Origin of the sequence: Enterococcus caccae ATCC BAA-1240 (assembly GCF_000407145.1) — a bacterium.
In the GTDB taxonomy this organism is placed as follows: Bacteria; Bacillota; Bacilli; order Lactobacillales; family Enterococcaceae; genus Enterococcus_L; species Enterococcus_L caccae.
This window is the reverse complement of sequence record NZ_KE136475.1, coordinates 81,542-94,036: the sequence shown is the minus strand read 5'-3', so window position 1 is coordinate 94,036 and position 12,495 is coordinate 81,542. Positions and strand designations below refer to the sequence as shown.

Sequence of the window (12,495 nt, the reverse complement as noted above, 5' to 3'; positions counted from 1 at the left end):
CTCACTACCATTTATCCAGATTACACGTGAGTGGGATAGGAATCGAAGAGTTCCATCCCACTCACCTTTTATTTTTAATATGTTTTAACTTCTAACAATAAGCAGAACAAGGGATCTAAGACTGACTCATTTCTTGATCTTTCGCAATAGTTGCATCTATGCCTTTAATTACCGTTGAAATAAACGCATTATTTTCTAATTCTACTAAACCAGCTACTGTTGTCCCTCCAGGTGAACAAACACGATCAATCAATGTCCATGGGTTTTCTTGACTTTCGATAATCATTTTAGCACTTCCTAAAACTGCTTGAGCAGCAATTTCTAACGCTCGATCTTTAGCCATTCCATTTTTTACTCCTGCTCTAGCAATAGAATCGATAAATAGATACGCATACGCTGGAGAACTTCCTGCCAATGCTGTAAAGTTTGAAAAATATTGCTCACTCAATTCCCAAGCTTGTCCCACAGCATTAAACATTTCAATAATCAACGCTACATCTGTTTGATCGGCATACTCATTACCACAAACTGCTGCTGCTCCTTCTCCCACAAGTGCATTGACATTAGGCATTACGCGAACAATACGAATTGCTTGATCCGTGTCAAACACTTCATATAGTACAGACAATGGTGTTCCAGCAGCAATAGATACAATCAATGGATCATTCTTTAAAATCACTTCTTTTGACGCTGCCAATACATCTTTGATCACGTTCGGTTTTACAGCTAAAACAAGTGTATCCACGGTTTCAACTAATGTTTTAGGATCAATAACTGCCTGTGCGCCATTTTTTTTAGCGAATTCTGCTACTTTATCTGTCAAAATATCGTAAAGATAAATATCTTCTGCTTTTACAAATCCTTTTTTGATTATTCCTTCTACGATTGCACACGCCATATTGCCTGCACCTAAAAATCCAATTTTCATTTCCGCTATCTCCTCTTCTTCCTTAACTTTCTAATGGTTTAGCTACCACTTTCTTTTGTTTCATGGGTTTGTTCATTAAAATAATGGATATACAAACTAAAAATAACCCAATAGCCAATGACATTGTAAACGATTCTCCTAATATAACCGCAAGCAAACTTCCTGATAAAGGCATGATAAACTTGTACACAGATAATTCACTCAAGTTAGCATATTGAGCACACCAATACCATAAGCTAAACGGGATAGCAGAGGCCGCTGCTAAAATAATTAACAAGACAACGCCTAGGACAGTCCAATGAATTGCTTCTATACGTCCTCCCATAGCATATCCAATCATAAATAAGAACATCGAACCAATGATCAAATTCCATCCAGTCAAAACAAACGAGTTCAAGGATGAGCCAATCTTTTTGGCTAACATTGTTGCTAAAGCAGCTAATAATCCGTATATTAGCATAAATCCTTCACCGGTCAGTGAAAAAGAGAACATCTCTTGAATACTTGTACCACTTGTTAATTGAGAAATAATTAATCCCGCAAAACCAATTAATAAAGCAATCCCTTTTGTGGATGTCAATTTATCGTTTTTATAAACAAAATGAGCAAGTAGTACAGCAAAAAAGATTGTTGATTGTGCCAAGATAGTTGAATTGATTGTCGAAGTAATATTTACATTGGCAATATTAAAGAAAAAATAAGCAGCAGTTGTTGAAACCAATCCCATAATAGCTACTTCAGACCATTGTTTTTTATTGACTTTCAGTATATTTTGACCAATAATTGCAGCGAAAAGCAATGTCATTAAACCAGCAATAAAGAAACGAATACTAATTGTTGCCAGGACTTGACCGAGATACTCTTCTCCAAACGCTTCTTTACTAATACCCATTTCTGTATTCATGATCTTGATCAACTTAAACGGTGTTCCCCAAATAACATTTGTTAAAATTGCGGCAACTGTTATGACTGTTGCACTTGGTGCTATTTTTTTTGACAAATTATCCATGTTTTCCTCCATTTGTACATAAGTGTTTTTTACTAACATTAGAAACACGGCCGTTTGTATTGTTATCTTTTTCACAATGTGATAAAATACAATACTACTTGCAAGTTACCACCCATTATAATCACTTTAGAAAAAAATGAAAATAGGTAAACCAAAGGACAAAGTAGCTTATTCAAAGATTAGGAGAATGGAAATGTATCGCTTCACACACCAACAACATGAACATTTTTATCGTTATTTGGAAACCTTGGACTGCTATATTACATCTGAAACAGGTATGATTGAGGAACTCCAAGCTTTTGAACATGATGATAAACGACAAATCGCATCATTGGTCTGTCAGAACACAAAAGGAACACTAAAATTTTCTGCTCCCTACCTTAGGATTCTCTATATTTTGGAAGGAGAAGTAAAGCTGCTTTTAGATGGCAAAGAATTATATCACTGTGCGGGAACACTCATACTTTCGAATCAATACACTACTATTGATTACGAGGAGCTTTCTTTAGAGACGAAAATCGTAAGCTTTTATTTTAAATCGGACTATTTTTCTGATTCGCTACTTAATCAACTTTCTGAAGAAACATCGTTATATCGTTTCTTCGTTGAATCTTTAAAAAAGCAAGATGAAAAAATTGGTCGCTATTACGTTTTTGCATTTGATACTACAGATGATGTTCATTTCTATTGCCTTTTACTCCTAAAACAAATTGTCAAAATGCGCTATTTTAATAATAAAGTAACAAAATCAGCCTTTTTATTATTAATTGTTGAAATCAGCCAACTAGCAGACAAAGCATTATGCATAAAAGATTCCTTCATATCAAGTGAATTACTAATTTTTGAAGTTTTAGGTTATATGGAAAATCATCTACAAACAGTGACATTGGAAAATGTAGCGAAAAAGTTTCATTTTCATCCAAATTATTTGTCTAGTTTAGTCAAACAAAATACACAGCAAACCTTTACCGAATGCTTGATTGCCTTACGTTTAAATTACGCTAAACAATATTTAACTCAAACCGATTTAACGATTCAAGAAATTATTGAAAATCTTGGATATAGCGACAAAGCATTTTTCTTTAAAGTCTTTAAAAAAGAAACGGGCTATACGCCTGGTGCTTACCGTCGTGCAAAAAAATTCTAAGCTTGAATAGCCAAACATCTCAAACTAAAAAAGTGATTGGGCCATAACTCTTCGAGTTACAGCCCAATCACATGAAATCCGTATGAATCTTAGAAATAGAAGTCATTACTACAGACACTATACTCCTTGGTCATTTTAAATACTTTTTAAACACACTACTTCTTCCAGAAATAATCTGTTAAAACCTAAGTATTATTCCTTTTCTATGTTACCAAAATTTACTCAAAGTAAACAAAAAAGTCACTTCATTACCTTCGGATACACATCTGATCTTTCCAGAATGCTTTTCAATTATCTTTTTCACAAGCGCTAATCCTAGACCGCTTCCTTTTACCTGTCTATCCAACTCTTCGACTCTATAAAATGGCTCAAAGATTTTTTTCTTATCTTCTTGTTTTATCCCTATCCCATAATTTTTAACGCTAAACTGGATAAATGTATCCATATCTTTCACATCTATTTCTACAACTGAATTACTTGATCCATATTTTATAGCATTATCAATTAAATTTTTAAAAACAAGCGCCATTAATACCCTATTTCCATTAAAAACGTAGCTATGATTACTTATATTCCTTATAACCATCTGTTTTTCTTGCGCCTTATCGGATAATTCACTACTCACTTCCATGATTAAGGCATTTGAGTCAATGTTTTCCTCTATCTCTATCTCATTTTCATTAGATATCAACAGCAATTGTGTCAAAATCCCTTCCAGTTTACTACAACTAAAAAGTATCGTCTCAATTATTTTTTGATCTTCTTTACTATAATTTGTATGTTGCATTTGAAGCAGCTGAGCATACGTAGTAATAACGGTCAAAGGCGTTCTCAATTCATGAGCAGCATTATCTAGAAATAATTTTTGGCGTACGAAAGAATCCTTGAGCCGGATATTCATTTCATTAAAACTAGTAGCTAGTTTTTGGATCTCTACAGGTTGGGAATCTTCTACCAACAACTCTTTTCCTAAAATCGAACTATCTAGTTTATTCATCGCTTTTTGCAAATTTACTAACGATTTTAAACTTCTTCCTACTAGAAGATACGTTGCTACTATTCCTACCACACCTAGTATAATTAGAAAGATAATCGTCCGCATATAAAATTTTCTTTGTGCCACTGCAACTTGCTTGTTAAGCCCTTCAGGTTTAAGTACGATACGTGCACTATCTTCTGCGTTTGATAAATCAGAGTGACTAGTTGCGGAACCCGCACCTAATTGTTCTACTGAAAACAATACAACTGCACTATTTAACGAAAAATAAACCATCAATGCCAACATGCTCATCAATACTATACTTACCAATAATGTAATTCGCTTTTGTAAACTCATGCTGTCTCCTTTGTTATTTATTCGATAACTTATAACCCACTCCATGAATCGTTTGAATCAGCTTCGCTGTCTCATTATCTTTCTCAGCTATTTTTTTTCTTAACGAGTAGATGTGATACTTAAAAGTAGTAGAGAATAAATCGACATCTCGATTCCAAACATGTTCAATTATTTTTTCTGCAGAAAATACTTCTTCTGGACTTTTCATGAGATATTCCAGAATGCCAAACTCTTTTCTAGTTAAGTTGATTGGCATCTTATTCACTTCAACGGTTCTTTTTAAAGTATCTAAACTCAAAGATTCATACACGAGTTCACTTTTCTCTAATGAGATTTTTTGTCTTAGCAAGTTTCGAATTCTGGCTTCTAGTTCTGAAAAATCAAAAGGCTTTGTTAAATAATCATTTGCCCCCATATCCAGACCTTTAATCTTGTCATCGACAAAACTTTTTGCTGACAGTATCAACACTCGTAACTCTAAATTATATTTCCGAATATTTTCTAGTACCTCCCAACCATTTAGGTAAGGTAGAGATAAATCCAAGATTACCAAATCGTAGTCTGTTTCTTCTAACATATCTAACGCTTCGTATCCGTCTTTAGCATGGTCTACAGCGTATCCCTTTCGCGTCAGTCCTAAACATATTCCTATACCCAAATCGGGGTCATCTTCTACAACTAATAAACGCATATCATTTCTCCTAACTATGTATTAAAAAAGTGGAAACGAACTCTACGATTTATCCGTAATGTTCTAAAGAAACGGCAGGATAAAAGCAACTCCTTGAAAAACCAAGTGAACTTCACAAAAATTCGAACGATCCTTTTAGTAAATGCTCCTTCATTTCTCTAAGATAAGTAGTTTCATCCCACCTCTTATTTAACGCGAATTCTTTTTTACTTTATTCCATGTTTACGAGCGTTCGTTCTTTTAATAGCAAAGCTACGTCAGCTTGCTTGGCTATTCCCAAATCATGCGTCACCATGATAACACATTTTTTTTCAACAAGAGCAATCTCTTTCAGCATGTCAATAATCCCTTGAGAAGTTTTTTGATCCAAATTCCCGGTTGGTTCATCGGCGAAAATAATTGGAGACTCTGCAGCCAATGCTCTTGCTACAGCAACTCGCTGTTGTTGTCCACCGCTTAATCTTAACACATTTTTATAAATCATCGTTTCATCTAATCCTACATCATTTAAACTTTTTTCAATATATTTTTTCAAGTCTTTCTCTTTATGTTTTTTTATTTTCAAAGCAGCTTTTACATTCTGATAAGCAGTCATATATGGAATAAGATTATATGCTTGAAAAATAATTGACGTGCACTCCTTACGGTATTTTGTAATCCCCATACGATATATATCTGTCTCTCCATAAGAGATCGATCCTTCAATAGGACTCGTCAAGCCTGAAGCAATAGATAATAAGGTTGTCTTTCCTGCTCCTGATGGTCCCATAATCGTATATAACTTTCCTGCTTCAAATGTATAGTTAAGGTCTTCTAAAATAGTGTAATTTTGTGTATTTTCTTTATATGAATACGTAATGTCTTTTAGCGTTAATGTCAATATCGCTTCCTCCTTGTACTTTTGAACTGAGCTAACGTTGATATCAAATCGACTATTCTTTCTGTGCAAATAAATCTCTAGGATCCGTTCTAGCAATGATGATACTTGGTATGAGAGTCGTTATTAAAACGAGCAATAATCCTAAACCAGAAGATCGAACCACTATATCCTGATCTAGCTTCAATTCGATTTTATCTACTGGAACAACCTCTGTTTCATCTTCTATAGCACCATTTTCATCATCAGATGTTTTTACATTTTCAGTAGAATCGATCTGTTTCGCTAAAATAGAATTAGAAATCGATTCTCCCGTAACATTAATAATCGTAAACGCTAATCCAAATGCAACCACTGCAATCAAGAACATTTCAGTCATTAATTGGAAAGATATTTTTGCTTTTTCTTCCCCTAAAGAAAGTAATATCCCAATCTCACTTTTTCTTTCACGAACAGATAATAAAATCAACAACGTCAGAATGATGCCGCCAGCTAATAAAATAACTTTTATCATAATAGAACTAAACGCAGACATCTTCTCGATTGGCCCTATCATTTGTTCGTATTGTTCAGTATGTGCATCTAGCTTAAAATATTTTTCATTTTCAGATAACAGTTTCTCAGCTTTTTTAGTAAAACTCTCTACTTGTAGTGGATCTTTTAAATTAAATGAAACTTCATCAATTCCTGCTTGATCACTTATTTTTGAAAAAGAATCAAACGCTAAAAAAAGTTGATTTTCAGGCTGGCTAAGAACAAAAGCTTGATCATAACCAGTTGCAATTTTTTCGGTTTTATAAATGCCTACTATTTTAAATGTGCGTTCTTGTCCTTTATTTTCTAGTGATGAGCCTTTAAGTTTAAAGGTACTTCCCACCTTTAAATGATTATTTTTAGCAAAGGTCTCCTCAACAACTGCAGCATCTTTGGGGGATTTTTCAGTGATCCCTTCACCTTCTATGAGCTTTGCATCATGATTTTTAAAATCTTTTGTTCCTTTACTATTGTTTGTCCCTACCAAAGCAAATTTTGGTTCTTTGCTTTTATCTGCTTGACCTAAACCCAACATCCCTCCAAAATCTTGCTCTTTTTGCGGTTCTACATAGTTCAATCCACTTTCTAAGGCAGTCGCTTCACCTTCTATTTGGACATTCTTAACTTCTGGTAATTGTTTGATTTTATCAACGGTCTCTGGTGATATGCGAGAAAATGTTTGAATCCCTTGTACTAGCGCCTTACTCATTTTTTTATTGTCGCGTTTCAATTTCACTTCCGTTCCAATTCGTTTTCTCGCATCGATTTTCCCTTTCTCAGCAGATTTTTGAATAGCAAATCCTGATAGAATCAACGAAAACACGATCAAGAATAGACCAAGAAATAGTACCGTTCTTCCTTTCCTTTGCCAAATGCTAATTAATGCTCTTGAAAAAAAACTCATAAATATTCCTCCTAGGTTTAAAAGCTACACAGGCCTCATAAACTCCCATTAAAAATTAGAAATGTGACCCTTTTCGTCACAAGCAAATTCCATTCCTTTTAGAAAGTTTAGCCTGAGCAGTTAGAAAATAAAAATGCGTACAACACGCAATAACACAAGGATACTATATTGGTGGTTAGATTTTTGTTAGATTTTATGTAAAAGAATAACAGTTGGGATTCGTTAAGATAGTCTAAACTAAAAAAGGTGAGCGAGACATAACTCTTTGAGTCATATCCCACTCACATGGAATTCAGATAAACGGTTGGAAAAGAAGCATCCCTTTCAAAAATAAGCTAAAATTGCTATAAAGCACTGTGAGGTAGGAGTTGTTGTTACGGTTCTCGATGCTAAGGACTTTTTCTCCAACCACTCGTTAACGTATTTCAACTTATTTCTTCAAGTACTCTAAAAAACGTTCGCTTACTTTATTAAATATTTTTCTGCATAGTCTTTGTAACTTGGTTGTTCTTTAGTATTCATAGCATAAACTAGAGTGCCATCTAGATAATCATCACTCTCTATTTTCAAAAATAACGCTAAGTCGGTATTTCCTTTTTCTGGGAATATTATAGAATATTTTTCATTATCAATCGTTAGACCATAATATTTAACGCCATTTGCTGTTCCTACGGCATTTTGTTTGTAATCCATTTTGTCAGTATCTTTGTTATTTGAAATGGTTATTTCTTTATCTTTAATTTCAATGGAATACACATTATCCGTCGCATCTTCAGCCTTCCAGGTTTTCTGAATCTCTTTTGATCCTGAGCACCCCACCATAATAATCAGAGTTATGCAAACTAAAAGAAAAATTTTGTACTTATTTTTCATATTAATACCTTCCTTCTATAAATTGGGGATTGTACTTACTTTTTAATTCTTTGTTTATCGTATACTTATAATTAATCTCTTTGGATTTGTACGCAACTTCATTTGGCGAATAATATGCATTATCGTAATAAACTGAAAAGAAGAATGCCAACATTTGATAGTTCTTATCTAATGTATTTATTGTGTACGTGCTCTTATTATCGTAGGATATATTGTCTTTTTCAATCAGACCTACTTGAATGTCGTTGGAGTCATACATTGGTATTTTTAATCCTTTTTTTCCTAATCCTATTGCATAAAAATAATATGTTTCATCATTGTAACTTAGTTCAAAGAAAGTATAGCCAAACAACCATTTTGTTCTTCTTTCACACAAAGAACCCACCAACACATTGTTTTCATTAAATATTTGAAATGGGAGCAGTCTCACATTTTTAGTATAATCGAAACGACTCAATGCATTTTTAATAATGGAAAATTGTAATTTGAAATTTTTATTTGCTATTGAGACATTAATCTGCATTCTTAAGTTTATTGGTATTTTAGTCGTACCAATGATTCTATTTTCTTCTCTGAGTTCATATATTTTTCCAAAATTGGCTTTTGTTTGTATAAACCTATTCGTTATCATCGGGTTTCTCCTAACATGTTTGTTGGTTAGACAGAGCTATTTTGTAGTTGACTGTTTTTTCATTTGAATGAACATTTCCATTAAAAAATAGTATAACTAAAATCACTATCGTTATAAAAGTAAACAACCTTTCTTGCACAATAAAAGGTAAAATTACTGTTAAGGATATAAAGAAAACAAACATTATTATCACGGAAATTATAGCTGATTTTTTTGGAATAGTCTTCTTCGTTATATGTCTTTTACTCTGATAGCCTTTCCCTACGAAAACTAAATCACTTTTCAATTTCTTTAAGTAGTATTCAAAAAATTTTTTCCGATAAAATGAAATTACACTAAAACATAATGATACAAGCAACCACAACAAGAGGATATTAAGCATGCCTGTTATACTATTTATGGGTAGATTAGTATCACCCCATATCCAATCTTTTGGAACATTATTTCTGAGTACTGGACCTACTATTGCTACAACTGTGATACCTATATAATTAAACTCAGCTTTCTTCTTTACTTTGTTTAATTCAGCTCTTTGAACTGTTTTATTTTTCAAGGAAACTTCTGATTTATACATTTGTCTTTTAATATTAAATCCCCTAAAGCCAATAAATTCTGAATTTTGCCTTACTAAATACTCTTCTTTTTCTTCAGTGATTAATAATAACCATCCTGACACTATTCTTTTCCCATCAAAAGATATATTAAATAACTTGCCTTTCGTAGTTATGAAACTATTCACTATTCATTCAGACTCCTCTATATTTATTTTATATGTCACGTTTCGATCTGAACAAACTCTACCATTAAAAAAAGTTATTGATAAAACTACTATTGCCAATAATATCACTAGTCTTTCTTGAACGAGAAAAGGTAGAATTATTGTAAACAGAAATAGAAATACACTTAATCCCACTAAAACTACTGTAGCTCTTAATATATTAATTATTTTCATCTAGTCTTTTACCACCACTTCAATGTCTTTTGTGTAATTTGTAATGGGGTTTCAGCATATCCTGCTCCTACTTTTACCAAATCACCATCAATTTTTTTCAATTCTGCTTCAAACCTTTTTTTGCGATAGAAAGAAATTAAATAAAAGCTTGAAACTAATAATAGCCAAAAAAAAATCAGATTAGTGATGCCTGTAAACAAATCAATAGGAAAATTCCTTTTTCCCCACAACCATTCAGTTGGTATTTTATTTCTTAGTAAAGCACCTAAAGGAATCGCTAGTGCGAATCCTAGATAGCTTTTTTCAGATCTTTGCTTTGTTCTTTTTATGACTTCTTCTCCTGAGACAGAAAATTCTTTTAATGTTATATTCGATTTATACATTTGTCTATTAAATTTATATTGTTTAAACCCTACTAACAAGAAGTTTTGTCGTATCAAATACTCTTCATTATTGTCAGCAATCAATAATAGCCACCCATAACTAATTTTCTTCTTATCAAAAGATATATTAAATAGCTTTCCTTCTACGGTTTTCAATTTTTTTACCATGCAAACACCTCACTAAAAAAAAACAATCCTATCAACTATTTTTCTGATTGGATCATTCTTTTCGTTTATCAATGTTATTATTTTTCTTTTTTCTTTTTAAAAGCTAGATAGTAAAATAGCGCTGGAAATACTATTAAGCTTACAAGACTTCCAGCACCATAAGAATCAGATAGATCCATTCCTTTTATTAATTGGTTGATTGCTGCCAATGTCAATAATACTGCTACCACTAATGCCCATTTACGTTGCACTTTTTTTTCATTCATTTGTTAGTCTCTCCTTTTAGTTATTTTCTTTTATTAAATCTTAGAATACTTGCTTTTTAATCTGTATAAATTGCTCCCTAATTGATCTTTCTAAAATCCTTCTTCAAGTAATCCTGTGCTTTCTAATGATTTCACTCATTCGATTTTTCTTTTGATTTTCTAGTCCTCCATCGCTTGGTACCAACTTTCAAGTATTATGGAATATATCTCCTCATTTGATTTATTTAATTGTGAATCCATTATATTAATTTCTATTTTTTTGTCATTCTGTAAATTTAAAACTAAAAACTCTTGGTTCACGGTTTTACTTAATTTGATATCTAATACTTCTTCCCATTTCAAAAATTTAACTTTCCACACACAAAATTCAAGTCCCTCTTCATAAACAACAAGTTTCTTGTTTCCGAACCTGATCAACATATTAAGAGTTTGCACACCTAATACTATAAGCATTAAACAGATTAAAACTGGAACAATAGCAAAAAATGGTGCTATTTGGATAGCTGCAATTGTCAAAAAAGGAAAAGTAAATAACATTGGTAGTAATAACAAAAGTGGTACAAAAATAGTGATAAAATTCTTCTTAATCACAACTAGTTCAGTCAAGTTACCTCTAGCCTTCTTCATATCTTGTCTCCGTCTTTCTCCCTTCAAAAACTGTTTCATCGATGCACTTATTAAACTATTTTTCTTATACTACATATTTTTGAACATTCATATTTTCTGTTTGATATCATTAACCAAAGAATCGATAATTCTTACTTATATAGCATATAACGACAAGTAAAAAAGAACAACCCCATCAGCTATTTTTTCTAGTTGAATTGTTCTTTTGTATACGGCAAGTTCATGATTATATTTTTGAATGTTAGATAGTACAATACTGATTGCTCAAACTCGTTACTTTTATATTTGCTTTAAAGGTAGTCAAGCTTTCTATATAATTAAATAAAACCTCATTCTAATCTTACAACTGTACCTAGTGGTAAATTTTATTATTCCTCTAAATCATAGATTAAGTTCCTTTTTTTGGTATTTTGCTACTACGTTTAACCATCGTATGAGATTATTTTCCCATACAAGCAAGATGGAGGAGAAAGGTAATATGCCCATTAGACTTATAACTATTATTTCGCTACCAACTTGGTGACCAATTAATTCCCCATTCTGATTTACAAAATATGCTACAGGTATAATTGCAATAGTACACACTACTACCACGATAGTTAAAATCCAAGCTGTTAGCTTTTTCCAAATAGTGACCTTCTTATTGTTAAAAATATTCCATATATTATTTTCTTTTATAGCATATCCTAGTTCTTTTTTTGTAGCTGGAACAGCTGCTTTTACATTTTTATACAGCGCATTGTTAATGAATTTAGTTAAAAAAAATACTTCGAAAATCCATATTATCACTATTAAGGTCAGCGTCACATAAGTGTATCTTCCAGATAAAAAACTTGTTTTAGTAAAAAAAGATATACTTCTGATTATTATAAAAAGTGAAATCAAAATTATAGAACTCCACCAATTATTTTTTTTAGTTTTTTTACTGTCTATATACTGACTATTTGGTGATTTCATAGGGATTTTTTTCTTTACATCAAAATAAATCGTTTCGCCATTAACCTCTCCCATGTAAATTAATTCCCTAAGTAGCAATATTTATCCCCCTTACCAATGATTTAAATTCCAATCACCATGTGCAATCCATCCTATTTCGTTAGCTTTGACGCAATGCTCAACTTTTGCTTAACTTCTTTTAATTATATGAACCGTTCCTATTTGATAAATGT

General features: G+C 32.2%; 14 protein-coding genes. 1 reads left to right on the top strand and 13 read right to left on the bottom strand.

Going from position 1 to position 12,495, the window contains the following annotated elements:
• Positions 1-115: 115 nt before the first annotated feature.
• On the bottom strand, positions 116-928 hold the full coding sequence (gene proC / locus I580_RS13270) for a pyrroline-5-carboxylate reductase (RefSeq protein ID WP_010772025.1): 813 nt from the start codon (positions 926-928) through the stop codon (positions 116-118).
• A 22-nt stretch (positions 929-950) separates the two neighbouring features.
• Positions 951-1,937: a DMT family transporter gene (locus tag I580_RS16820; protein ID WP_010772024.1), complete on the bottom strand. Its 987-nt coding sequence runs from the start codon at positions 1,935-1,937 to the stop codon at positions 951-953.
• 193 nt (positions 1,938-2,130) lie between these two features.
• Between I580_RS16820 and I580_RS13260 the strand changes: the two genes are divergently transcribed.
• The gene (locus I580_RS13260) at positions 2,131-3,084 is read left to right on the top strand and encodes a helix-turn-helix transcriptional regulator (protein ID WP_010772023.1); all 954 of its coding nucleotides are present in this window, start codon (positions 2,131-2,133) and stop codon (positions 3,082-3,084) included.
• Between the two features lie 208 nt (positions 3,085-3,292).
• On the opposite strand, the gene I580_RS13255 is transcribed toward I580_RS13260, so the two are convergent.
• The 11 genes from I580_RS13255 to I580_RS13200 all read right to left on the bottom strand — a co-directional run bounded on the left by I580_RS13255 (position 3,293) and on the right by I580_RS13200 (position 12,337).
• Positions 3,293-4,420: a sensor histidine kinase gene (locus I580_RS13255; protein ID WP_010772022.1), complete on the bottom strand. Its 1,128-nt coding sequence runs from the start codon at positions 4,418-4,420 to the stop codon at positions 3,293-3,295.
• A 13-nt stretch (positions 4,421-4,433) separates the two neighbouring features.
• Positions 4,434-5,111 (bottom strand): response regulator transcription factor, encoded by a 678-nt coding sequence (locus I580_RS13250; RefSeq protein ID WP_010772021.1) that lies wholly within the window; start codon positions 5,109-5,111, stop codon positions 4,434-4,436.
• 211 nt (positions 5,112-5,322) lie between these two features.
• Entirely contained in the window at positions 5,323-5,991 is a 669-nt protein-coding gene (locus I580_RS13245) for an ATP-binding cassette domain-containing protein (RefSeq protein ID WP_010772020.1), read from the bottom strand.
• 52 nt (positions 5,992-6,043) lie between these two features.
• Positions 6,044-7,426, bottom strand: a complete 1,383-nt coding sequence (locus I580_RS13240; protein ID WP_010772019.1) for an ABC transporter permease — start codon at positions 7,424-7,426, stop codon at positions 6,044-6,046.
• 462 nt (positions 7,427-7,888) lie between these two features.
• Positions 7,889-8,299 carry a hypothetical protein gene (locus I580_RS13235; protein WP_010772018.1) on the bottom strand — a complete coding sequence of 137 codons (411 nt, stop codon included), beginning with the start codon at positions 8,297-8,299 and terminating at the stop codon, positions 7,889-7,891.
• 1 nt (position 8,300) lies between these two features.
• Positions 8,301-8,930 carry a hypothetical protein gene (locus tag I580_RS13230; protein WP_010772017.1) on the bottom strand — a complete coding sequence of 210 codons (630 nt, stop codon included), beginning with the start codon at positions 8,928-8,930 and terminating at the stop codon, positions 8,301-8,303.
• Between the two features lie 10 nt (positions 8,931-8,940).
• The gene (locus tag I580_RS13225) at positions 8,941-9,606 is read right to left on the bottom strand and encodes a hypothetical protein (RefSeq protein WP_143141692.1); all 666 of its coding nucleotides are present in this window, start codon (positions 9,604-9,606) and stop codon (positions 8,941-8,943) included.
• A 284-nt stretch (positions 9,607-9,890) separates the two neighbouring features.
• Positions 9,891-10,433 (bottom strand): hypothetical protein, encoded by a 543-nt coding sequence (locus tag I580_RS13215; RefSeq protein WP_010772014.1) that lies wholly within the window; start codon positions 10,431-10,433, stop codon positions 9,891-9,893.
• A gap of 77 nt (positions 10,434-10,510) precedes the next feature.
• A complete protein-coding gene (locus I580_RS13210) occupies positions 10,511-10,699 on the bottom strand; it encodes a hypothetical protein (protein WP_010772013.1) in 189 nt (62 codons plus the stop codon).
• A 159-nt stretch (positions 10,700-10,858) separates the two neighbouring features.
• Positions 10,859-11,326, bottom strand: a complete 468-nt coding sequence (locus I580_RS13205) for a hypothetical protein (RefSeq protein ID WP_010772012.1) — start codon at positions 11,324-11,326, stop codon at positions 10,859-10,861.
• A gap of 381 nt (positions 11,327-11,707) precedes the next feature.
• Complete coding sequence (locus tag I580_RS13200) at positions 11,708-12,337, bottom strand: hypothetical protein (RefSeq protein WP_071865832.1); 630 nt, start codon at positions 12,335-12,337, stop codon at positions 11,708-11,710.
• Positions 12,338-12,495: the final 158 nt, after the last annotated feature.

Excerpts from the sequence above, each read along its gene's own strand:
- I580_RS13260 (WP_010772023.1), top strand. The coding sequence starts at position 2,131 with ATGTATCGCTTCACACACCAACAACATGAACATTTTTATCGTTATTTG.
- I580_RS13200 (WP_071865832.1), bottom strand. The coding sequence starts at position 12,337 with ATGGGAGAGGTTAATGGCGAAACGATTTATTTTGATGTAAAGAAAAAA.
- I580_RS13240 (WP_010772019.1), bottom strand. The coding sequence starts at position 7,426 with ATGAGTTTTTTTTCAAGAGCATTAATTAGCATTTGGCAAAGGAAAGGA.
- I580_RS16820 (WP_010772024.1), bottom strand. The coding sequence starts at position 1,937 with ATGGATAATTTGTCAAAAAAAATAGCACCAAGTGCAACAGTCATAACA.
- I580_RS13255 (WP_010772022.1), bottom strand. The coding sequence starts at position 4,420 with ATGAGTTTACAAAAGCGAATTACATTATTGGTAAGTATAGTATTGATG.
- I580_RS13205 (WP_010772012.1), bottom strand. The coding sequence starts at position 11,326 with ATGAAGAAGGCTAGAGGTAACTTGACTGAACTAGTTGTGATTAAGAAG.
- I580_RS13230 (WP_010772017.1), bottom strand. The coding sequence starts at position 8,930 with ATGATAACGAATAGGTTTATACAAACAAAAGCCAATTTTGGAAAAATA.
- proC (WP_010772025.1), bottom strand. The coding sequence starts at position 928 with ATGAAAATTGGATTTTTAGGTGCAGGCAATATGGCGTGTGCAATCGTA.
- I580_RS13235 (WP_010772018.1), bottom strand. The coding sequence starts at position 8,299 with ATGAAAAATAAGTACAAAATTTTTCTTTTAGTTTGCATAACTCTGATT.
- I580_RS13215 (WP_010772014.1), bottom strand. The coding sequence starts at position 10,433 with ATGGTAAAAAAATTGAAAACCGTAGAAGGAAAGCTATTTAATATATCT.
- I580_RS13250 (WP_010772021.1), bottom strand. The coding sequence starts at position 5,111 with ATGCGTTTATTAGTTGTAGAAGATGACCCCGATTTGGGTATAGGAATA.
- I580_RS13210 (WP_010772013.1), bottom strand. The coding sequence starts at position 10,699 with ATGAATGAAAAAAAAGTGCAACGTAAATGGGCATTAGTGGTAGCAGTA.